This window comes from Pedobacter yulinensis (assembly GCF_003029735.1).
GTDB lineage: Bacteria > Bacteroidota > Bacteroidia > Sphingobacteriales > Sphingobacteriaceae > Pedobacter > Pedobacter yulinensis.
This window is the reverse complement of sequence record NZ_KZ686273.1, coordinates 25,545-47,849: the sequence shown is the minus strand read 5'-3', so window position 1 is coordinate 47,849 and position 22,305 is coordinate 25,545. Positions and strand designations below refer to the sequence as shown.

General features: G+C 49.1%; 18 protein-coding genes. 8 read left to right on the top strand and 10 right to left on the bottom strand.

Translation table 11 applies throughout. The features are described from left to right. The first annotated feature begins 145 nt into the window (after positions 1-145). Positions 146-1,975, top strand: coding sequence for a DEAD/DEAH box helicase (locus C7T94_RS18635; protein ID WP_239495072.1), 1,830 nt, complete (start codon positions 146-148; stop codon positions 1,973-1,975). A 45-nt stretch (positions 1,976-2,020) separates the two neighbouring features. Here C7T94_RS18635 and C7T94_RS18630 read toward each other — a convergent pair whose 3' ends face one another. From C7T94_RS18630 to C7T94_RS18615, 4 genes are all read right to left on the bottom strand, one after another. Then, the gene (locus C7T94_RS18630) at positions 2,021-2,350 is read right to left on the bottom strand and encodes a hypothetical protein (protein ID WP_107217519.1); all 330 of its coding nucleotides are present in this window, start codon (positions 2,348-2,350) and stop codon (positions 2,021-2,023) included. A gap of 47 nt (positions 2,351-2,397) precedes the next feature. Next, positions 2,398-3,396 carry an NAD(P)H-dependent glycerol-3-phosphate dehydrogenase gene (locus tag C7T94_RS18625; RefSeq protein ID WP_239495071.1) on the bottom strand — a complete coding sequence of 333 codons (999 nt, stop codon included), beginning with the start codon at positions 3,394-3,396 and terminating at the stop codon, positions 2,398-2,400. Between the two features lie 75 nt (positions 3,397-3,471). After that, positions 3,472-4,836, bottom strand: coding sequence for an efflux RND transporter periplasmic adaptor subunit (locus tag C7T94_RS18620; protein WP_107217517.1), 1,365 nt, complete (start codon positions 4,834-4,836; stop codon positions 3,472-3,474). A gap of 26 nt (positions 4,837-4,862) precedes the next feature. Next, on the bottom strand, positions 4,863-6,230 hold the full coding sequence (locus tag C7T94_RS18615; protein WP_107217515.1) for a TolC family protein: 1,368 nt from the start codon (positions 6,228-6,230) through the stop codon (positions 4,863-4,865). 86 nt (positions 6,231-6,316) lie between these two features. Here C7T94_RS18615 and C7T94_RS18610 point away from each other — a divergent pair, with 86 nt between their 5' ends. Then, complete coding sequence (locus tag C7T94_RS18610; RefSeq protein ID WP_107217513.1) at positions 6,317-6,934, top strand: polysaccharide deacetylase family protein; 618 nt, start codon at positions 6,317-6,319, stop codon at positions 6,932-6,934. 247 nt (positions 6,935-7,181) lie between these two features. Further along, positions 7,182-9,455 (top strand): aconitate hydratase, encoded by a 2,274-nt coding sequence (locus C7T94_RS18605; RefSeq protein WP_107217511.1) that lies wholly within the window; start codon positions 7,182-7,184, stop codon positions 9,453-9,455. Positions 9,456-9,533: 78 nt separating this feature from the next. Here C7T94_RS18605 and C7T94_RS18600 read toward each other — a convergent pair whose 3' ends face one another. Together C7T94_RS18600 and C7T94_RS18595 are read right to left on the bottom strand one after the other, a co-directional pair. Beyond that, the gene (locus tag C7T94_RS18600) at positions 9,534-10,868 is read right to left on the bottom strand and encodes a GH1 family beta-glucosidase (RefSeq protein WP_107217509.1); all 1,335 of its coding nucleotides are present in this window, start codon (positions 10,866-10,868) and stop codon (positions 9,534-9,536) included. A 46-nt stretch (positions 10,869-10,914) separates the two neighbouring features. Further along, complete coding sequence (locus C7T94_RS18595) at positions 10,915-12,756, bottom strand: MutS-related protein (protein ID WP_107217507.1); 1,842 nt, start codon at positions 12,754-12,756, stop codon at positions 10,915-10,917. Positions 12,757-12,803: 47 nt separating this feature from the next. Between C7T94_RS18595 and rlmH the strand changes: the two genes are divergently transcribed. Further along, positions 12,804-13,277 carry a 23S rRNA (pseudouridine(1915)-N(3))-methyltransferase RlmH gene (gene rlmH, locus C7T94_RS18590; RefSeq protein ID WP_107217505.1) on the top strand — a complete coding sequence of 158 codons (474 nt, stop codon included), beginning with the start codon at positions 12,804-12,806 and terminating at the stop codon, positions 13,275-13,277. Between the two features lie 78 nt (positions 13,278-13,355). After that, on the top strand, positions 13,356-13,493 hold the full coding sequence (locus tag C7T94_RS19455; protein WP_162618762.1) for a hypothetical protein: 138 nt from the start codon (positions 13,356-13,358) through the stop codon (positions 13,491-13,493). A 52-nt stretch (positions 13,494-13,545) separates the two neighbouring features. On the opposite strand, the gene C7T94_RS18585 is transcribed toward C7T94_RS19455, so the two are convergent. After that, positions 13,546-14,085, bottom strand: a complete 540-nt coding sequence (locus C7T94_RS18585; protein WP_107217503.1) for a DUF5606 family protein — start codon at positions 14,083-14,085, stop codon at positions 13,546-13,548. A gap of 54 nt (positions 14,086-14,139) precedes the next feature. Further along, entirely contained in the window at positions 14,140-14,601 is a 462-nt protein-coding gene (locus tag C7T94_RS18580) for a peptidylprolyl isomerase (RefSeq protein ID WP_107217501.1), read from the bottom strand. A 240-nt stretch (positions 14,602-14,841) separates the two neighbouring features. Between C7T94_RS18580 and C7T94_RS18575 the strand changes: the two genes are divergently transcribed. The 3 genes from C7T94_RS18575 to C7T94_RS18565 all read left to right on the top strand — a co-directional run bounded on the left by C7T94_RS18575 (position 14,842) and on the right by C7T94_RS18565 (position 18,120). Beyond that, on the top strand, positions 14,842-16,023 hold the full coding sequence (locus C7T94_RS18575) for an asparagine synthetase B (protein ID WP_394341009.1): 1,182 nt from the start codon (positions 14,842-14,844) through the stop codon (positions 16,021-16,023). Between the two features lie 255 nt (positions 16,024-16,278). Continuing rightward, positions 16,279-16,956 (top strand): porin family protein, encoded by a 678-nt coding sequence (locus C7T94_RS18570; protein ID WP_107217499.1) that lies wholly within the window; start codon positions 16,279-16,281, stop codon positions 16,954-16,956. Positions 16,957-17,187: 231 nt separating this feature from the next. After that, the gene (locus C7T94_RS18565; RefSeq protein ID WP_107217497.1) at positions 17,188-18,120 is read left to right on the top strand and encodes a porin family protein; all 933 of its coding nucleotides are present in this window, start codon (positions 17,188-17,190) and stop codon (positions 18,118-18,120) included. 593 nt (positions 18,121-18,713) lie between these two features. On the opposite strand, the gene C7T94_RS18560 is transcribed toward C7T94_RS18565, so the two are convergent. Then, a complete protein-coding gene (locus C7T94_RS18560) occupies positions 18,714-20,240 on the bottom strand; it encodes a hypothetical protein (protein WP_107217494.1) in 1,527 nt (508 codons plus the stop codon). Positions 20,241-20,320: 80 nt separating this feature from the next. Next, a complete protein-coding gene (locus tag C7T94_RS18555; protein WP_239495069.1) occupies positions 20,321-22,303 on the bottom strand; it encodes a putative porin in 1,983 nt (660 codons plus the stop codon). Positions 22,304-22,305: the final 2 nt, after the last annotated feature.

The window sequence follows — 22,305 nt, the reverse complement described above, 5'->3', positions numbered from 1 at the left end:
CCGGTTTAATCTGTCTGGAAGCAAAAAAGCCCAACAACGTGTCATTTTTTGCTGATTATGAAGCAGATGCGATGACGGCCTATTTTCGCGCATCGCCAAAAATGCGGGAAATTAAGCGTACCTTTGCGCCTTAATAAAATAAGACATGATAAACCCATTTCAATTATTGGGGATAAGTGATGATGTCGTTAATGCCATAAAGGAGCTCGGTTTCGAGCAACCTACGCCCATCCAGGAACAAGCGATTCCGGTACTGTTACAAGGCAATAATGACTTTGTTGGTTTGGCCCAGACAGGTACAGGAAAAACAGCAGCATTCGGTTTACCGCTGCTGGAATTAATCGACTTTAAAAGCAACAAGCCGCAGGCACTGATTTTGTGCCCGACCCGCGAGCTTTGCCTTCAGATTGCAAACGACCTTAAAAATTTCTCCAAAAACCTGAGTAATGCGAACATCGTAGCCGTTTACGGCGGTGCAAGCATCGTGCAGCAACTGCGCGAAATCAGGAGCGGTGTTCAGATCGTTGTGGCCACGCCCGGCCGCATGCTGGACATCATTGGTCGCAAAGCGATCGATTTTGCCAATGTTAATTACGTCGTTCTCGATGAGGCCGACGAAATGCTCAACATGGGCTTCCAGGAAGACATCAACGAGATTCTCTCGACGACTCCTGAAGACAAAAAAACATGGCTCTTTTCGGCCACCATGCCTGCTGAAGTGCGCAGAATTGCCAAAAACTACATGGACAGTCCTGTAGAAATGACAATGGGCACGAAAAACAGCGGCAACGTAAATATCGAACACGAGTATTACGTTGTCCGTGCGCGTGAAAAGTACGATGCACTTAAACGTATCGTTGATTTTAACCCAGACATTTTTGCCGTTGTTTTCTGCAAAACCAAACTGGATACCCAGGAGGTTGCCGAAAAACTGATCAAGGACGGCTACAATGCCGATGCACTTCACGGCGACCTGTCGCAGCAGCAGCGGGATAAGGTAATGAACCGGTTCCGCGACCGCAGCATGCAGCTGCTCGTTGCCACAGATGTGGCTGCCCGCGGTATCGACGTGAACAACGTAACACACGTGATCAACTATTCTCTGCCCGACGAAATTGAAAGTTACACCCACCGAAGCGGCCGGACGGCCCGCGCCGGCAAATCAGGTGTATCTATCTGTATCATTAATGCCAAAGAGACCGGAAAGATCCGCCAGCTTGAACGCATTATCGGCAAATCATTTACCAAGGCAGAGGTACCCGGCGGCTTCGAAGTCTGCGAAAAACAGCTGTTCTCGCTGATCCACAGGGTTCAGAAAGTTGAAGTGAATGAAGGTCAGATTGAACAGTACATTCCGCGCATTATGGATGAGTTCAAGGACCTGGACAAGGAAGAGGTGATCAAACGTTTCGCTTCGCTTGAGTTCAACCGCTTCCTGGAATACTACCGCGATGCACCTGATCTGAACGCAGCGCCTTACGAGCGCGGGGAGCGCCCGGATCGTGAAGACAGACGTGACAGAGGCGAAAGAGGTGAACGCCGGGGTTCTGCGCGCGATGGCAGCTATACCCGCTTGTTCATTAACTTGGGTGCCGTAGATGAGTTTACACGTGGCGACATGTTGTCGTTCGTATGCAACCATTCGAAGATCAGTGGAAAAAGTGTTGGGAAAATTGACCTGAAAGGCGTTTTCTCTTTCTTCGAAGTTGAAAATGACGTTGTGGATAAAGTTTTCAGCGGTTTCAAATCTGTAGAATTCAACGGACGCGATGTGCGCATTGAACGTTCCGGCGACGCCGAAAGCCATGGCTTTGGTGGTGGCGGTGGCGGCGGTGCCCGCCGGGAAGGCGGCCGCAGTTTCGGCGCCAGACGCGATGGCAATGGCGGCGGTTTCAGGGATTTTTCAGGCAAAGGCCGCTCTGAACGTACCGGCAGTTACAACAAAAAAGAAAGCAGCCGCCGTAAAAAGTGGTAAGCTGATAAAAACAGAAAGGCCTGGCAAATTTGCCAGGCCTTTTTTTTATTCCCCTGCCGGCCGGGTTCTGATCTGTGAAGGTTTCAGGTAAATCCTCGCTCCTTTTTTGTTGACGTAATATTTCTTGTTGTCAGCATCGATATAAACGTTTGAGCCATCGGGTGCCATTTTGCCTTTCCAGGTTTTGTCAGCTACTTTTGCGCTGCCTTTTACGGCAACCTCGGCCGTTTTATTGCCGACTGCCTTTGCGCCTTTTTCTACCGCTTTACCGGTTTTTTCGGCAGCCTTTTCCACTTTTGTCTGTGCCTGCACAGTAACCGTGGCCAGGACGCCAAAAGCGAGCGTCAGCAAGCCAACAATGTATTTTCTTTTCATAGCCTTTGAATTTTGTTCAATAAACAACGGCTGCCAGGATTTGTTTGTCAGCTGAGCTGCTCGGCAAGCAGCTTCATTTCTATAACGGGCGACTGCTTTTCATAAAGAATGCGATACACCGCCCGGCAAATCGGCATGTCTACGTTATATTGCATATTGATCAGGTGCAGGCAGCGAGACGCGTAATAACCTTCTGCGATCATGTTCATTTCCAGCTGCGCCGATTTTACCGTATACCCTTTGCCCACCATATTGCCGAAAGTCCGGTTCCTGCTGAACTGCGAGTAAGCCGTTACCAGGAGATCGCCAAGATAAGCAGACTCTTTGATATCCCGTGTGATGGGATGTACCGCCTCTACAAAATCTTTCATCTCCCTGATGGCATTCGAAATGAGTACGGCCTGGAAGTTATCGCCATAACCAACCCCGTGGCAAATGCCGCTGGCCACTGCATAAATGTTCTTCAGTACGGCGGCATATTCAGTACCGAATATATCTTCAGATACATTTGTCTTGATGTAGCGCGTATTCAGCAGGTCGGCAAACACCGCCGCCGCCGCCGTATCGGTGCAGGCAATGGTCAGGTAGGAGAGTTTTTCAAGAGCAACCTCTTCGGCATGGCAGGGCCCGCTGACGACCAGAATGTCCTGCAGCGGAACACCATATTTTTCGTGCATGAACTCGCCTATGATCTGGTTCTCATCGGGCACGATGCCTTTAATGGCCGAAACTATCTTTTTTCCTTTCAGCGCAGCAGCGTCGAGGCCGTTCAGCGCTTCTTTCAGAAATGCAGCCGGAACATTCATCACCAGGTAATCTGCGTGCCTGACAATAGACCCCAGGTCTGATGAAATATTGCCGTCAGGCACTCTGACCTCTACAGAGCTGAGGTAATTGGGGTTGTGCTTGTATTTCCGGACGTGCAAAATCGCTTCCTCATTGCGCATCCACCAGAAGACCTCTTTTTCGGTCTGGTTGTCGGTCAGCATTTTGACCATGGCGGTCGCCCAGCTCCCGCCTCCGATCATGGCTATTTTAGGCCTCATGTATGGATAATAAAAAGTCCCGGTCTAATGTTTTAAACCGGGACAAGTTAATACTTTAACACGAGCTGCGCCTGCCTACTTCTTAGCGTCTTTGTTAAACAGCTGGTCTTTAGACGTTTTTTGTACTTTAATACCGTCTTTCAGTTTGTTCTGAATGGCAGAATAAGGCCCGGTTACGATCTCCTGCCCTTTCTTCAGGCCTGTTTTTACAATGATGTACTGATCGTCCTGAATGCCGGTGCTTACTTCGGCCTTTTTTACCGTACCGTTGTTGTTGTACAGGTAAACATACTGTTTGATCGTCTTGTCGTTCAGCTTATTTTTTTCCTGGCTGTCCTGCTGCTCCGGACGGCCATCGCGGCCTGAGGTTTCTGCTGCTTTTTTGGTATCTGTAAAGATCGCCTGGATAGGAACAGAAAGTCCGTTGACGGCTTCGCTCTGGATGTCGACCGTAGCTGACAACCCCGGCCTGAAAGGCGAAGGGAGGTCTTTGGCGCCCAGCTTGACAGAAGCATAAGATTCTGGCAGGATACGCACCTTCACGACGAAGTTCGTTACCTGGTCTACCGAGCTGCTGGCGGCGGCGGTTCCGATGTCCTTTGAGGAACTTGCAATCTCAGTCACCACGCCCCGGAACTTCTTGTCTGCAAAGGCATCGACCTCGATGGTGGCGCTGTCGCCCAGGTTAACCCGGTTAATGTCGTTCTCATTCACATCCACATTCACTTCCATGGTGCTCAGGTTCGAGATGCGCATGATCTCTGTACCTGCGTTTTGCACAGTTCCCAGGATCCGGTCGCCCAGCTCTACCGAAAGTTTAGAAATCACGCCGTCTACCGGTGCAAAGATCGTGGTACGGGCTAGGTTTGCGCCGGCCTCTTTTACATTCGCCCCTGACTCATTCAGGCCCGAACGGGCGCCCTGAACGTTGGCCCGCAGCCTTGCCAGATCAGCCTGTGCAGCCATATAGGCGGCTTTCGCAGAATCGAATTCAGATGCAGAGATCACCTTCTTTTTGAACAGCTCGACGTTTCTTTTATACGTGGCTTCGGTATTTACAAATGTGGCCTGTGCCTGTTTAAGCTGCTGCTCGGATGCAGACAAGTTGGCTTTTTGCGTGTTGTACGATGCAACGGCCCGCTCATAGCCTGACTGGAGTACATCTGGACGTACTTTACAAAGCAGCTGTCCTTTTTTAACCCGGTCACCTTCTTTGACAAGCAGTTCCACGACCTCACCTGAAACCTCAGAACTTAGTTTAACCTCTGTTTCGGGCTGAATCTTGCCACTGGCGGTAACCGTTTCGATCACTTTGCGTGCCGATGCTTTTTCAACCGTGACCTTTTCAGTCTTATCACCGCCGATGACACCTGCCAGGCTCAGGCCGATGACAATGGCGAGGATAATTCCCAGTACTATTAAGATGTGCTTCAATTTCATAATTTATTGTATTGCCTTGTTTGGTTTTAAAAAGTTATCTGTTTGCCGAGGTAGTAGTCTATAACTTTAGCGCGGAAAAGAAGATCATATTTTGCGCGGATAAAGTCAATTTCAGCATTATTTCTGTTGGTGCGGGAAATGTTGTAATCAAGGGAATTGACCAAACCTACATTATAACGCTGCTCGATAACATTGAACGCATCCTGCTGAGCCTGCAGCGTATTTTGTGTCGAGCTGTACCGGCTGATGGCTGCGCGTTGATCAGCTATAGCCTGCGAAACCACTTTGTTGAGGTTATTTTTTGTCCATTGCTCCTCGATCTTTGCATTTTCATAGTTGATCTTTGCACGCCTTACCCCCGAACGGGCCTGCAAGCCATTAAAGACCGGGATCTGGATAGACATGCCCAGGTTTTGGCCAAAGTTGTCGCGAAGCTGCGAATTGAAATTGGGATTGGAGAAATCGACCGGCAGGTTAAACCTGTAAAAATATAAGGAGCCAAGTCCGGCATTCAGGCTGATTCTGGGATACATGGAGCCTTTGGCAATGTCGATCCCCTTTTCTGCAGCAAGACGGTTCAACTCCGCAACTTTCACGTCCGGAAAGACTGAAATGGTCGTTCTGTAAACCTCTTCTACCGATTGGAGATTCACATTCTGGATAATCTCTTCGGCGGTAGGCGCCTTCACGCTGAAAGGCTTTACGTCTTCCGGCCTGATCTCCATGAGTTGGTTAAGCGTCAGGTAGGAAATTGTGAGCGCATTTTCTGCATCTGTACGGTTGAGTTCGGCCGTAGCAACCTGGGCCTTCGCCTGGGAAATATCAGCCAGCGTTTTGTTGCCGGCATCTAACAGGGCCTGTTCACGTTCGAGCGTCTGTTTGGCAACGATGAGTTGCTGTTCGGTCGATTTCAGTAGCTCGGTATTGAAAACGATCTGAAAATAGGCGGTCATGACCTGGAGAATCAGATCGTTTTTAGCCTTTTCCAGGTTACTCCGGCCTGCGTCTAACAACAACCGGTTTTGTCTGATCGTATTGATCTTGGCAAAACCACCAAATACATCGAGGCTTGTTGATACGTTTGAGCTGGCTTGATAATTCTGTGTATTTTCAAAGACACCCGATGCTTGCTGACTACGCCCCCAGTTCATATTCTGGTTAATGCCAGCATTCAAACTTGGATAGACCGCAGCACGCGACTGCGTCAGATCAACTTCTGCCAGGGAAACGTTTAAACCGGTCTGCTTGATGGTCAGGTTATTTTTCAGGGTTCTGTCTATCGCCTCCTGAATGGTCAGCACTTCCTGTGCGGTAGCGCTTACAATGGAGCCGCCCGTAAGGGCAGCAATCAAAAATACGCTAGAAACCAGGCCTTTGTATGTAGCAGTTCTCATATGTTACTTTTCACAATTATAGTATAAACAACTTTATTTATCTGTAAATTTTTAAGTACACCACCCCATTTTGTTACCTTTGAGTTATGTATCTCGTCAAGACCCCAAGGCTGCTCAGGTGGTATTATCCGTCTTTAACCTGGCACAAAGACCGTGATCAGAAAATTGTTTATCTCACCTTTGACGATGGGCCTATACCCGATGTTACACCCTTCGTCTTAAAAACTTTGAAAGGCTTCGGCGTCAAAGGCACTTTTTTCTGTATCGGCGAGAACATCATCCGGCACCCGAAGATCTACCTGCAGGTGCGTGATGAAGGCCACGCGATCGGCAACCACACCTTTAACCACCTTAAAGGCTGGAAAACGGGAACCGACAGTTACCTGGACAACTTCAATCAGTGTCAGCAGGTTACACAAACGCCGTTATTCCGCCCGCCCTACGGGCGCATCAAAAAATCTCAGGCCCGGGCGCTGCGCCAGCAGCATCCCGGTCTTGACATCGTGATGTGGGACGTCCTCAGCGGTGATTTCGATGTACAGCTCTCGCCTGAGCAATGCCTTCATAACGTGACCCGGCATACCACCAACGGTTCGATCATTGTGTTTCATGACAGCCTCAAAGCGTTTGAACGGTTAAAGTACGCACTTCCGCGCAGCATTGAACACCTGCTGGCTGCAGGTTACACGTTCAGTGCGCTGTAGTCATGCCCGCCCTGCCAAAGGCATGCCAGAGCAGTGCGAAGCCTGCTCAGGGCCTTCAGGGCCCGGAATGAACAAAGTCGCAGGCTGCGGTGTTCGGTAATGTACAGGTAGTGCGCGAAAACGGACAAACCAGGTTATTTAGATTACTTCCAAATAATACAATGACCGTGCAATGATGTCTGCTGCAGGGTATTTTTCGTAAATTCGCACAATTTGAAGTATAGTATTACCTTTTAACATAACATCAATGGCATTCGACATAGACATGATTAAAAAGGTTTATGCAAACTTTGGCAGCCGCGTTGAGGCTGCCAGGAAAGTAGTTGGCAGGCCTTTAACACTCTCTGAGAAAATTCTGTATGCACACCTTTGGGACGGGAACCCGACAAAGGCCTTTTCGCGTGGGTCAGATTACGTAGATTTCGCACCTGACCGCGTAGCAATGCAGGATGCAACGGCTCAGATGGCACTTCTTCAGTTTATGCAGGCCGGCAGGCCCAAAGTAGCCGTACCATCTTCCGTGCACTGTGACCACCTGATCACGGCAAAAGAAGGTGCTGCGATCGACCTTCCGCATGCCAGGACAGAGAGCAAGGAGGTTTTCGACTTCCTTTCCTCGGTATCCAATAAATACGGCATTGGTTTCTGGAAGCCAGGCGCAGGAATCATTCACCAGGTTGTGCTTGAAAACTATGCATTTCCGGGCGGCATGATGATCGGTACCGACTCGCACACTGTAAATGCAGGCGGTCTCGGTATGGTTGCTATCGGTGTTGGCGGTGCAGATGCCTGTGATGTGATGGCCGGCCTTCCCTGGGAGCTTAAGTTTCCAAAATTGATCGGTGTAAAACTGACCGGTAAACTGAACGGCTGGACTTCGGCAAAAGACGTTATCCTGAAAGTAGCCGGTATCCTGACCGTAAAAGGCGGAACAGGTGCAATTGTGGAATATTTCGGCGACGGTGCTACCAGCATGAGCTGTACCGGAAAAGGCACCATTTGTAACATGGGTGCTGAAGTAGGCGCAACCACCTCTACTTTTGGTTACGACGACAGCATGGAGCGCTACCTGCGGGCTACCGGCCGTGAGGAAGTGGCTGACCTGGCCAACGGCATCAGGGAACACCTGACCGGCGACAGCGAAGTATATGCTGATCCTGAAAAATATTTTGACCAGTTAATCGAGATCAACCTCGATGAACTGGAACCGTATCTGAATGGTCCTTTTACCCCGGATCTGGCTACCCCGATCTCAAAAATGAGAGAGGAAGCAGAAAGAAACGGCTGGCCATTGAAAATCGAAGTGGGACTGATCGGCTCATGTACCAATTCCTCGTACGAAGACATCTCGCGTGCGGTGAGCGTTGCCCGCCAGGTCTCTGCCAAAGGCTTGAAGACAAAAGCGCAATACTGCATCAACCCGGGCTCTGAGCAGATCAGGTATACCATTGAACGCGATGGTTTCCTGGATGTTCTCGACAATATTGGTGCAACCGTATTTACGAACGCCTGCGGACCTTGTATTGGTATGTGGGACCGTGTAGGTGCTGAGAAGCAGGAAAAAAACACGATCGTACACTCCTTTAACCGGAACTTTGCAAAACGTGCCGACGGGAATCCGAACACGTATGCATTTGTAGGCTCTCCTGAGCTGGTAACAGCTATGGCTATTGCCGGCGACCTGGGCTTCAACCCGATCACAGATACCCTGACCAACGAGCAGGGCGAGCAGGTTAAACTTGACCCGCCTGCAGGCGACGAACTTCCAACAAGGGGTTTTGCCGTAGAAGACGCCGGTTACCAGGCACCTGCAGCCGATGGCAGCAGCGTGGAGGTCATTGTATCGCCAACCTCGCACCGCCTGCAGCTGCTCGATCCGTTCGCAGCCTGGGAAGGAACCGATCTGAAAGGTCTGAAACTTCTGATCAAAGCCAAAGGTAAATGTACCACCGACCACATTTCAATGGCAGGCCCATGGTTAAAGTTCCGCGGACACCTGGACAACATATCAAATAATATGCTGATCGGCGCGGTGAACTATTTCAACGACAAGACCGACACCGTTAAAAACCAGCTTACCGGCGAGTACGGACCTGTTCCGGCTACACAGCGTGATTACAAGGCTTCAGGCCTGGGCTCAATCGTTGTTGGCGATGAAAACTACGGTGAAGGTTCGTCAAGGGAGCATGCAGCCATGGAACCGCGTCATCTGGGCGTACGTGCAGTGCTTGTCAAGTCATTTGCCCGTATTCACGAGACCAATCTGAAAAAACAGGGCATGCTTGCGCTGACCTTTGCAGACAAAGATGATTATGACAAAATCCACGAAGATGACGTCATCGATATTATCGGCCTAACGGAATTTGCTCCAGACCGTTCACTTACACTGGTTCTGAACCATGCCGACGGTTCGTCAGAGCAGATCTCAGTAAACCACAGCTACAATGCACAGCAAATTGAGTGGTTCAAAGCCGGTGGTGCATTGAACATCATCAGAAAACAAGCGGCGGCAAACGCATAAACGCCCCCGACCATAAAAAAAAGACGCAGCATGCTGCGTCTTTTTTTTGTCTGAACCAATGCGATGCGGCCTGATCTCTCAGGATTTCAGGAACCCTTTCCACCAGTGGGCCGAGTCTTTCATATGCCTGTCTCCGGTCTTGAAATCAGTGTAAAGCAGACCAAACCGTGCCTGGTACCCTTCAGCCCATTCAAAATTATCCATCAGTGTCCAGACGAGGTAACCAGTAATGGGAAGCCCTTCCTGCTTCAATGCCAGCAAAGCCTGCAGATATTCTTTAAAAAAGGCAATGCGTTCTGCATCATGAATTTTTCCATTGACGAGTTTATCTGCATAGGCAGCGCCGTTTTCAGTGATCATGATCGGCGGTATATTTGGATAAGCCGCAAACTGCCTGATGATGGCGGCGAACTGGTTTCCGTTCACTTCCCAGCCCATGGCGGTATGCGGTCGCTTCCTGCTGCGCGCTTTCACCTCCCAGGCCTGAATAACCGGAACAAGCGGATTATACCTGACAGTCAGCGGGAAATAATTTTGTAGACCAATGAAATCAAAGTCGAACCGCAGCCGCTCAGTTAGCCGCCAGGTGGCAAACCGGATGCTGAACCGCTCGAGCAGTTCCCAGTCGGCAGTGGGGTAACCCATGCCGAGCACGGGCTCAACAAACAAGCGGTTCATGAGGCAGTCAATGCGCCTCGCTGCCATTTCATCATTGGCGCTGGATGTGTACGGGAGTATTTTAGAACAGGAAAATGTAGTCCCGATACAGGCCTGGCTGACCTCAGTACGCAGCAAACGGGCGCCATCTGCCTGCGCGAGCGCCGTATGATGAACCGCTGCAAAGAAGTTCCCCAAGCCGGTTTTGCCCGGTGCGTGCATGCCGAGCATGTAGCCCAGCGATGTATACCCAAACGGCTCATTGAGCACGATCCAGTATTTAACCTTATAGCCATATTCGACCGCACAGCGCTGCACAAAAGCATTAAACGCTTCGTTGATGCCGTACGCTGTCCAGCCGCCTTCACGTTCCAGCGCATCGGGCAGGTCCCAGTGGTAAAGGGTAACGAGCGGAGTAAGCCCCTGTTCCAGGCACTCGTCTATAACGCGGTGGTAAAAAAGAAGACCTTCCTGATTGGCCGGCCCGCGGCCATCGGGAAAAATCCTTGGCCATGAAATGGAAAAACGAAACACCCCGAAGCCCAGCATTTTCACCGCAGCAATGTCTTCTTTGTACCGGTGATAAAAATCGCAGGCTACAGTGGGCACAGCACCCTTCCTGGTCTTGCCGGACCGTGCGGCAAAGGTATCCCAGATTGAAGGCCCCTTGCCCCCGTCAAAGGCAGCGCCTTCAATCTGTGCAGCGGCTACGGCTACGCCCCATAAAAATTCCGGACCAAAATCTGATGCTTTCATAATGAACCAACAACCGACAAGTTAAACATGCCTTGTTAACTGGATGTTAATGCCCGCTCTGTTCTGCAACCTCGGTATGGTCCACATTAAGGCCAATCTCGCGCAGCAACAGTGCAGCATTGAATATATTGCATGGACCAGCTTTTAATTGATAGTCGAACCGCATATCGCCATCGGTAATAGAGATATCGAAATGGAAGTTGCGTACCCGGCCTTTGTGCTCCGTTTCGAGTGAGGCCAGCTGCAGGTCGTGCGTAGCGAAAAGGACAGGCACCCGGTCTGCAATCAGTTTTTCCAGGAAAACCTTAGAGCCCAGGTATTTGTCGCGGCTGTTTGTACCCCTCAGCATTTCGTCGATCAAGACGAGCGGCCGGGCAGATTCCCTGGCACCCTCAAGGATCATCTTCAGGCGGTTCAGCTCGGCTTTGAAGGTAGATGTGCGGTCGTTGAGCGAGTCGCGGATGCGCATGTAGGTAAATAGTGAAAAAACAGATACGCTCATTGAACCGGCACAGACATGCCCGCCGGCAAAGGCAAGCACCATATTTACGCCGACCGTACGGAGAAATGTACTCTTTCCAGCCATGTTCGAGCCTGTAATGAGGTCTGCGACGGGGCCGGTCTCAAATTCATAATCGTTGGCCACACGCTGCCCTGGCACAATGAGCGGATGGGCCAGCGCCTGAGCCCTGAGGCAAAACTCAGACTGGATAGCGGGCAGCGCCCAATCCGGATGGTTGGCAGACAAAGTTGCAAAGCAGAGCAGTTCTTCCAGGCGCGCCATGCGTTCAAAGGCAGTTGTAATCGCAGCTGCATCAGTAGCCAGCCAGTTCTTAAGACGAAAAGCGCAACGTACATCCCATAACAGCATCATGTTCAGAAACCCGCCCACCAGCATGTTAAGCCGGGCATCGAAAGCCTGCATGATGCGGGCCAGTTTTTTCATTGAGAAAGCCGCAGAACTGTCAGCACCTGCGCCGGGCTCCTGCCGCAAGAGCTCGCTTGTCCATGTTCGTTGTTCTATCCAATGTAAAGCAGCAGAAAAGGCCTGAAGCTGCTGTGCGCTGCGGCCAAATCCGGCGTATAGCACATTGATGCTCCGCAGGTTCAGCAGCACGACAGCTGCGTTTGCCAGGGCCGCCAGCCCGAATAGACTCCATGCGGCACCTTGCAGGAAAACCGCAAATGCAAAAAGCGCTCCCATCATGTACGGCACAGCCGCAGTATAACCGTTAAGTAGCCTGCTACTCAGAAAACTTAGCTGACTGCGCAGGTTCGCTGACAAGGTCTTTCGCAATGTTTCAGTGAGGTCAGGGTCAATGGCATGAAGCCGGGCGCGGAACACGAAACTGTCGCCAATGTGCGGTTCAAGCTCTGCTATTGCCTGCTGGCGTCGACGTATCTCGGCCGCTGGCCTGCTTCCCGACAAGGAGGCTGCAAGGCCCGCAGCCGCCTCCCGGCTGCTACACCTGTTAAGCAATCCGTAAAGCGACCCCGGACCAAAAATATCAAGATCTGACAAGTAAGGATGCTGTTCGTCCGCGAATGTCCCGCCGTGTCCATACCCGTTTTCCAGACCTGCTGAGATACGGATTTCATTGTTGTAGATCCAGATGAGCCGGTTTTTAAAATCTTCTTCTGCCAATAACCGCTGTTGTCTGCGAATTACCTGTACGAAAAGCGCCACGGGCACCAGGCTGCAGGCGAACGCCCACTCGAGTGTAACATACCTGAATACCGGCACAAAAACCGCGATGAGCAGGCCGAAACAAACAAGTCGCAGGAACGACAACCGGTTAATCCGGCTGCGTAGTGCTGTGACATTGGTTTCCAGCTCAGAAACGATCGCCTCGTAATCATATCCGGCGTTTCCCTTATCTTTTAACATTATATTTGCAGGTAAATTCCGAAGATAAGGATTTGAAATAGCAACGAATGAAAATTAAGCTGATCGTTATCGGGAAAACCGAAGAGCCATGGCTTCATGAAGGCATAGAAAAATACCTTTCACGCCTGAAACACTATGTAGGTTTCAGCCTGCAGGTCATACCGGATATCAAGAACACCAAACACTTGTCTGAACCGCAGCAAAAAAGCAAAGAGGCGGAGCTGCTCCTTAAACAATTATCAGGCAATGATGTTGTCATTTTGATGGATGAACGCGGGAAAAAGCACAGTTCTGTTGGGTTTTCACAGCTGCTCAATAGGTATATGGTCGCTGGAACCGGCAGCCTGGTTTTCGTTATAGGCGGCCCCTATGGGTTTGCCGAAGATGTGTATAAACGCGCCAACGCACTGCTTTCCTTGTCAGAGATGACCTTTTCGCACCAGATGATCAGGTTGTTTTTTACAGAGCAGCTTTACCGGGCGTTCACCATAATGAGAAACGAGCCTTATCACCATGCTTAGGTTGTGGATTTAACAGGATTTGTGCATCCTGACAGAAAGAGCAATTATGGAACTCCGGTTCCTTTTAATCAGACCAATATGAGAGATCCCGGAAGCAATATCAAACTAAAGAGAGATTACAAATTTAAAAGCAGCCGTCTTGGCGAGGGACGTTACCTGACCATCGCCATCGTTGTCGCCCTTGCCGCGTTCATTCTGCTGATGTATTTTCTGTAAATAAAAAAGGCCGTTCATATACTGAACAGCCTCAATACTTATTTTTTGCAGGCTATACGCCTTTCTTACTCGTCATGCTTGCTTTCTTGGCAGGCGCCGAAGTTTTGCTCGGTGCTTTGGCATTTGAAGGCTTTGCAACTGCTTTTGGTTTTTTATCGGCCTTGTCGTCTACCTTAACAGCTTCCCCGCCCTCGCCCGGGGCAGCCGGCGCCTCTTCGGTGAACAACGGAAGGTCTTTGATCAGGTTAAACCAGGTGATGATCTTCTTCATGTCTGAGGCATACACCTTTTCCTCATCGTGGCCGGGAGCTACTTCGCGGAAAAAGTCACGAAGGCTGGCCGAATCTGCTTTAACATCTGGCGCCGTACCCTTGGCAGCAATGTTAGAAAAAATGTCGATCAACTTGATCTCTTCTTCTTCGCCGTAAACAGTGATGTCTTCAAGCGAGGCCAATTTGGTTGTTGAAAGATTGGCGACAATCTTAAGTTTTTGCTCATCAAGGCCCTCTAAAACATAACCGGCCTTGTTTTGCCCGACCAGTTTGAAAAGACCTGGTCTGCCAGAAACGGCTACTAGTCCTCTTAAATTCATATAACGTAAATCTTAGTCCTGAATGACAGCGCTGGCGCGCGGCATCCGGGCGTGTTAATCTTCTATAACTTCTATCGTCGTGATTTTGTCACCCTGGCGGATGTCATCTACAAGGTCGACATTTTCCACCACCTTACCGAAACAGGTATGGTTGCGGTCAAGATGAGCGGTGTTGTTGCGGCTGTGGCAGATGAAAAACTGCGACCCACCGGTATTGCGGCCGGCATGTGCCATAGACAATACGCCCCTGTCGTGGTATTGGTTTTCGCCGGTCAGTTCGCAATCGATCTTGTAACCGGGACCGCCTGTGCCTGCCAGGTGCGCTTTGGCAGGATCCTTTGAATTGGGGCATCCTCCCTGAACAACAAAGTCAGGAATAACGCGGTGAAATGTTACCCCATCGTAGAAACCTTCCTTGGCAAGTTTTTTAAAGTTTGCAACAGTATTCGGAGCGTCCTGATCATAAAACTGAACGGTCATTTCTCCTTTTTCGGTTTTTATTATTGCTTTACTCATATCGAAAATATAAACGACAAACCTACTCAAAATTTTTGAATTTGTTTTTCACAGGTGTAAAGCCGATCTGGCATATTTTCACACACAATGTTCTGCACGTTTGTACAATAAATGCCTGCGTGGCTGGTTTATATTGCGGCTAAAGGCTAACTTTAGCAAGCGCACATGAGAAAATTACTGACCATTCTGTTCCTGTTGTCATTTGCCATGCAGGCAGCTGCCTCTTCGATCCTGATTTATATGGATGAAGACCAGAAAAACCACCTGAAAGCTTATGGTATTGCCTACTGGACAATTAAGCGGCAGGTTCCTGTAGACTGGCTTTTAAACTACCGCGGCGGAAGTTTTCTTGTTGCGTACAACAAGGCCATAGAGGATGAGTGTAAAATAAGAGGTGTATCGTATTCTGTTATTGCAGACGGCCGCGTAAGCGAACTGCTGAACGAGATCAGTGATCCTGCTGTGAACATGGAAATGGTCAAACTTGAAAAAGCGCCTAAAATAGCCGTGTACTCACCTAAGAGTAAACTACCCTGGGATGATGCCGTAACCCTGGTACTTACCTATGCCGAGATTCCTTACGAGGTACTGTATGACGAAGAAATTATTCAGGACAAACTCAGCCAGTACGATTGGCTGCACCTGCATCATGAAGATTTTACCGGGCAATACGGAAGGTTCTGGAGTGCGTTCCGGTATACATCCTGGTACCAGGCCGATGTAAAGACACAGGAAGCTACCGCAAAAAAGAACGGATTCAACAAAGTTTCACAAATGAAACTGGCCGTAGCTCAGCGAATCAGGCAATATTGCGCCGGCGGCGGATTCCTGTTTGCCATGTGTTCAGGAACCGACAGTTTTGACATTGCGCTGAGTGCAGAAAATACCGACATCTGCGCGCAGATGTTTGATGGCGATGGTATTGATCCTGATGCGCAGCGTAAACTGGATTTCTCAAAGACGCTGGCCTTCCAGGACTTTCACCTTGATGGGAATCCATTGCATTATGAATTCTCAGATATCGATGTTACAGATTCAAGGAGCCTGGTGCAGAGCAATGATTTTTTCACACTTTTCGACTTTTCTGCCAAATGGGACCTTGTGCCCACCATGCTGACCCAAAACCATGACAAGGTCATCAAAGGTTTTATGGGCCAAACTACCGCCTTCAGAAAAACGCTGGTTAAACCAGGCGTAACCGTACTTGGTGAAAACAAGGGTGCTAACGAGGTCAGATACCTGCATGGAGAAGTGGGTAAAGGGCAGTTTACTTTTTACGGCGGGCACGACCCGGAAGATTACCAGCATGCGGTTGGCGACCCGCCAACCGATCTGAACCTTCATCCCAATTCTGCAGGCTACCGGCTTATTCTGAACAACGTCCTGTTTCCGGCGGCCAAGAAGAAGCCACAGAAAACCTAACCAGCACCTGACCGGTGCTTTCTTCGCGTTTTTATCCTTTTATCTAGACACCTTCCGCGCAACGCCCAAAAATAAGCTGCTGCCGGAACAGCGTGCAGATTCCCCTTGTAACAAACTTGCTATCAACGATTTGTTTATTTCAGGTATTTAGATTTGTCGTCTTTGGCACAGCCTTTGGCCTCGAGTGTTCAACAAACCTGCTCGCTCAAGCAAAAAGCAGGATGACAAATTAGAAATTACTAAAAGTACAATAGTATGAAAAAATTATTCTTAAGCGCTGCCGCGATCGTATTGTCAACAGCAGCTATGGCACAAACAAAAATGAGTGGCAATGATGCCCGCTTCGGGCTTAAAGCAGGTGTAAACCTTTCGAGGTTACATTCTTCAGGCGATGGCATGAACCTGAACGATTATGCGAAAGACAATATTGGTTTCAGCGTAACCGGTTTTGGAGATTTCGGTGTCGCCAATAATTTCTTTATTCAGCCCGGAATTACCTTGCAGAGTAAAGGCGGAAAATGGGAAAACTCTCCCGGCAACGCGGATGTAACCGTAAGTCAGAACATCATGTCGGTTGACGTACCGGTAAACGCTGTACTCCGCATCCCTACCGGTGATGCCGGTGCCTTCCAGGTCAGTGTAGGTCCGTACATCGGTTTCAATCTTTCTGGCAAAACCAAAATAGAAGGTTCGGCCGGCCAGACAGGCGGATCAACGGAGTCAGACATTGAGTTTGGTAACACAACCGATGATGATTTGAGCTCGATGGACTATGGTGCAAACTTCGGACTGGGTTACCGGTTAAACAACGGATTCATGGTAGGTGCCAATTATGGCCTGGGCCTTGCGAACCAGATACCGAAAGATGCCCGTAACGGTGATATGAAATGGACGAACCGCATTGTAGGGTTTACAGTAGGTTATTCGTTCTAAAACGAACGCTGTCTAGAACTCGGGGGTGTCTCTTAGGAGATACCCCTTTTTTACTGTTGTATTTTAAATGTTTAGTTATCAGAGGTTAATCGTTTAAGCGATATTAAATGTGGGAATGTTGCCCATATTTAGGCACAAATGGCACAGGTTTGGTTGAGTGCAGGTTTCAAGGGGTCAAAAAACAAACAGACGTGCGCAGGGTGCGCACCGAATTAAACCATTTTTTACCTCATGAAAAATTTCATCTTTGCAACAGCGATCGCGCTGTTCACAACGGTCTCAGTCAGTGCACAGACACAGAAAAAAGCCGCCAAAAAAGCCACCACTCAATCCAGAACGACATCGCAAAGTACAAAGCGTACATCGAGTTCTGCAACCGGCACAAAGCAGGCAACATCAACAACAAAAAGTACAGTCAATAAGAAAAAGCCAGTAACGACGGCTACACCAGCTGCCAGGTCCAATTATTCAGAACGTAACGAGACCTCTGTCCGCCCGTCAAACCCACCCACGGTTCATACGGTTAACCGGTCAGAAGGCAGCCGGGTCGCAAAAACTGCTGCACCTCGATTTGGCATCCGGGCCGGCCTTAACTTAGCAAAATACGCACTCGGTGACGGAAACGTTTCGGGTTATGAAGCCGCTGATTTCCAAAAGAACTTGCCAGGCTTAAATCTGAGTGTCTATGCGAATCTGAATATCTCCAGGAGTTTCACTATTCAACCTGCCATATCCTTACAGGGTAAAGGAACTAAATTCGTGATCGATGCCCCGGGCGAAAGCGGGACGATGACGCAGCGTACACTTTGGATTGAGGTGCCCGTTAATGCGCTATACAGCATTCAGACTGGAAATGCAGGTCACCTGCTGATCAACGCCGGTCCCTTTGTAAGTTATGGTGTTTCCGGTAAAACCAGATTACGCGCGGATAGCGGAAACCAGGATTTCGACATTAGTTTTGGCAGCGATGTCGAATCTAACCTCAGCGCTATTGACTATGGACTGAATGGTGGTCTGGGCTTCCGTTTTAACAATGGCTTTACGGTAAATGGCAATTACAGTTTTGGCCTGGCCGAACTGACACCAAAAGACAGGCGTGAGCTTACCAGCAGCACAGAGCTCAAATCCCGGGTGCTGAGTTTCAGCGTTGGGTACAGCTTCTGATATCAGCAAGGCATGCAGATTCACGTTAGATCTGCACCACCAAATTCATGGCATACGATTGCATGCTATCCATCAGTCTGATGTCTGCATCGATATGCAAGCAGGGCCGCCGCGGCGGCCCTGCTTGCATATCAGCCCGGTTGCACGATGTGTGAGACCCCATAATCATACTCAGACTTTCCTCCTGCAGTTATGTTTCCTTTTTTCACATTGGCAGCCCAGCAATAGCCGTGATCGCGGGCTAAAAGCCCAGTACTGGCCGTATTTTAGCTTGATCACGCAATTGTTTAGGCTCCGTGTGATACTCAGACCCCTCCGGTCGCAATACTTCTTTTTATCACATTGCCCGTCTATCGCTATGATCACCGGCTGATCAAAGCTCAGCGCGGCTTCACCGAAACCCGGAATTCAGCCCTGTTGGTATTTAGCCCAGTTACATCATGCGTACAGACTCGACGATCATGGTCAGACTTCCTCATTCAGGAATACTTCTTTTTGTCACATTGCCCGCTCCGTCTATCGCTGGGATCACCGGCTGATCAAAGCTCAGTGCGACTTCACCGGAATCCGGAATTCAGCTTGTTCCAGCCCGGTTACATGATGCGTTTGGGCTCCACGGTCATGCGCAAGCTTCCTCCTGTCGTGATGCTTCTTTTTATCACATTGCCCGCTCCGTCTATCGCTGTGATCACCGGCTGATCAAAGCTCAGCGCGGCTTCACCGAGAAAATCAGAGCCTAGTGTCGTCTTAATGGTGAAACCTCTTTTTTCCACCGACGTCATGCTGCCGCCAAACTTTGCCCCGATTTTGAAAATGTCTATTCCGTCTATGCTGAAATTGGTTGCGTACGTGGTGGAGTGTTCAATTTCGGTAGCAGATTCCTGGGCGTCGTCAAATTCAGAGACCAGGAATTTCCAGGCCGTTCCGTAATTCTGAAGATCCCATGGTCCGATTTCTATATCCGGGTTGAACTCAAGTGGCGTAATGCTCCTGATGACCATAATCTCGGAACCCCAGAACCTCGGGTTGTCTTCTTCATTTACACCCCGTATCAGTGTTTTATAGCGAACATCGAAAAGTTTCTGCGGCGCAACGCTTAATATTTTTGTTGTCTGGCTGCCCAACCCATTCTTGGAGTTGTTTACAATGGTAATCCGAAACTCAAAATTTCCTTCTGTCCAAACGGGCCTGGTTCGGTTGCGAACAGCGGGTACCATAGGATCAAGCCTGTGCGGCGCGCCGTCGGTTTGATCGGCAATGAGTCCCAGATCTCCGAAATTATTCACATCACCACCGTTGAGGAAGCGGAAAGAAGTGATAAACTCACTAAAATTGTTTTTGAATTTGCCTGTCGGGTTTGCGGGAGTTATGCCATAATAAACAAAGTCACGTTGCCATTCGTTCCCGGAGTGAAAGGCTTCGATATTAACCGGATCGGTTTCGCTAACATTTCGCGTTACCGCAGTTTGCGGTACCGTGGGGCTATGAAGACCGTCAAACGCTTCATCAATGAACATCAGCTCCCCGTTAACCTGATGCCCCGATACAGCAATTTCATTGTCCTTTTTCTTCAGCCTAACGCGTTCATTGTTCTTAACCACAAGCACAGGAAAAGCCGGATAAAACGAGGCCGGTATATCGAACAAGACGCCGGTATGATCAGTGAGCCGGATATGCGGATAGGCCGGATCATCAATTGCTATTTTCGGGATCTGGGCCGCCGCATTCCAGGACCCTGCATCAAATTCCGGAAGCGACGGCACATAGATCGTTAGCAAGGGATGATTTGTAGTGAGTTCGTCAAGCAGCCGTTCGTTTCCGGCAAATGGGATGAGTGCCTCGCGAAAGGTGCGGCCGTCTGAAAGCCTGGCCCCGCTTGACCGCACATACAACACATCGAAATCCCGATCGAATTGTTTCAGGGCCTCTGCTTTAAGAAAATTTCTTAGCGTTTCATCGGAAGCTATGGCTTTGGCAAGGATGCGGCTAAACTGCGTTAAACCCCCAGCAGCGGCCGGAGGTTCTTGGGGTGGTGGTACAGCCGTCGTATGCTTTTTGCAACTGCTAAATGATAGTGCAAGACAAAGTCCGGCAAGGGAAAAAATACAAATGCTTTTCATAGGGATAGATTTAAGATATCCCTAAGGTAGACATTAAAAGTTTAATTAACAAAATATAAATAAAATTATTTAATCAATAATTAATCATAAAAGTTCCAGCTCACTCCAAATTTCAACAAAGCGTCTTGCATAGGGTAGCGGTTTACCGTATAAAAACCGTTTGAAAACAGGTTCTGGTTGGCATAGTCATACTTAACGAACAGGTTGGCGCGCTTGAGATTGGCCTTTAAAAAAACATCAACTACCGGATAAGAACTGAACATGATGTCCGGTCCGACATAAAACTGACTGATGCCTGGTGCGTACGAATAGTTTGTATAAGCTGTATTGTAGCGCACATCGAAACCAATATTCGTTTTCAGCACCTTGAAAAAAGTCTGATTCAGGTAGAAGCTATTGAACGTGTAAAATTCGGGTGTGCGCACAATCGTTTCATTGCTGTTTTTCTGGTAGGCCAAAAACACATCCAGGTTAAATTTACCAAAGCTGATCTTTTTCGATGCGGTTATCTTCAGCAGATTGATATCTCCTGCGGCTTGCTGTGGCATAACATATCCGTTCACAAACGCTCCCCGCTCAAAGTACAGGTAATTGCTCACTAAAAAGTATTCGGCAGTTGCTTTGAAGCCATATTTACTATTCAAATACTGGAAACTCAGGTTTGCGACCTTCATCCTGTCAAAGGCATTGTTACGCCAGCGGTAGTGGTTTCCCAGGAAATTATTGTAAAGTTCTTCAGGCGATTTATTCTGCAGGTAAGCGCCAAGCACAATTCGGCCGGCAGCTTTACCCAGCAAGAGATTACTCTGGGCCTCGTACAGAAAATCGCCCGCGTTTCTGCCCTGAAAGATTTGCTGCAGGTCTACCGTCAGGTCAATCCTGTTGCTAAACCGGTAACCGGCGTTACCAAGCAGCGTGGTATTGAGAAAACTGGATCCATACCGGTCATACACCGCAGATTGCGGGCCATACGAACCCTGCGTAAAGTTGTAATAGTCAATTCGAAGCCCCGCATTCAGCTTGAGTTCGTTTTTAATGATAGACGAGCCCCGTGCCCGTAAGAAAAAGCCGTAATTGAATTCATTCTGAAGGTGTTTAACTGAAACCGAATCATTGGTGAAAATGCTGTTGAAACTTCCTTGCGGAAGTACGGAAAAGTCGTCAGCGTCATTCTTCTGAAAAGCATAACTGTTTCGGTTGTAGGCCAGGGTATAAGTCAATTTATTGGTAGGAAGGATCTTTTGAACCGAGTCCTGCATCAGGCTATCAATTCGTCCTACAAAATAACTCTGCCGTATAAAAAAAGTGGTATTGCGGTAAATTTGCCGGGCGCTCTGCAACCTTACATCCTCCGCTTCCCGCGTTAGCGATACAACAGGCGGTGCAGTAAAGATGGAGTCGTTTCTGGTCGAACCATTCTCGGCAGCTTTAAGTGTGTTGAAAATTGCATTTACCCAGACGTTGTAGCGCTTGTTTGGAGAACGGTACCAACTGAAGACAGTCGCATTGAGGTGATCGCCGCGCTGCTTGGCATAAAAACCATTTGCTCCGATCCGGTCATAGGTGGCACCAACATTCCAGTTCTTCGTCACATTTTGTGAATGCGTTACCTGAAATACTTGCTCTTTTAGCCCGCCGCTCACGTAATACAAACGTGTAAAAGGTGTTCGCGCCACATAGTAAGTAACATCCTCAGGGGTTACCCGATACCAGTCTAGCGAGTGGAAACCAGGGTCGAAACCTATATTCTTGCGTGGTTCGAATAAAAGCGGCGTAGCAGCAAGCCCCAGGTTACCGAGGTTAATGGTTGGCCGCTCGGGCTGAATGAGGACGCTTGAATACTGAAAGTTGCGCAGCGTGGTATCAAGCGGCAGCGTCTGGATGCTGTCGCGCAGCAAGCGCAAGGTGGTATAACGGATAAATTTCGAGGTAAAAATGACTGAATCCTGCGCGCCGTCTATTTTGTTACGCAGCGAATCCATCTCCTTATTCTTATTGATGTTTGTTTTCAGGTCCTGTGCCCTGACATAGAGGCCGGATACCGTTAACAGAAAAAAGAGCAACA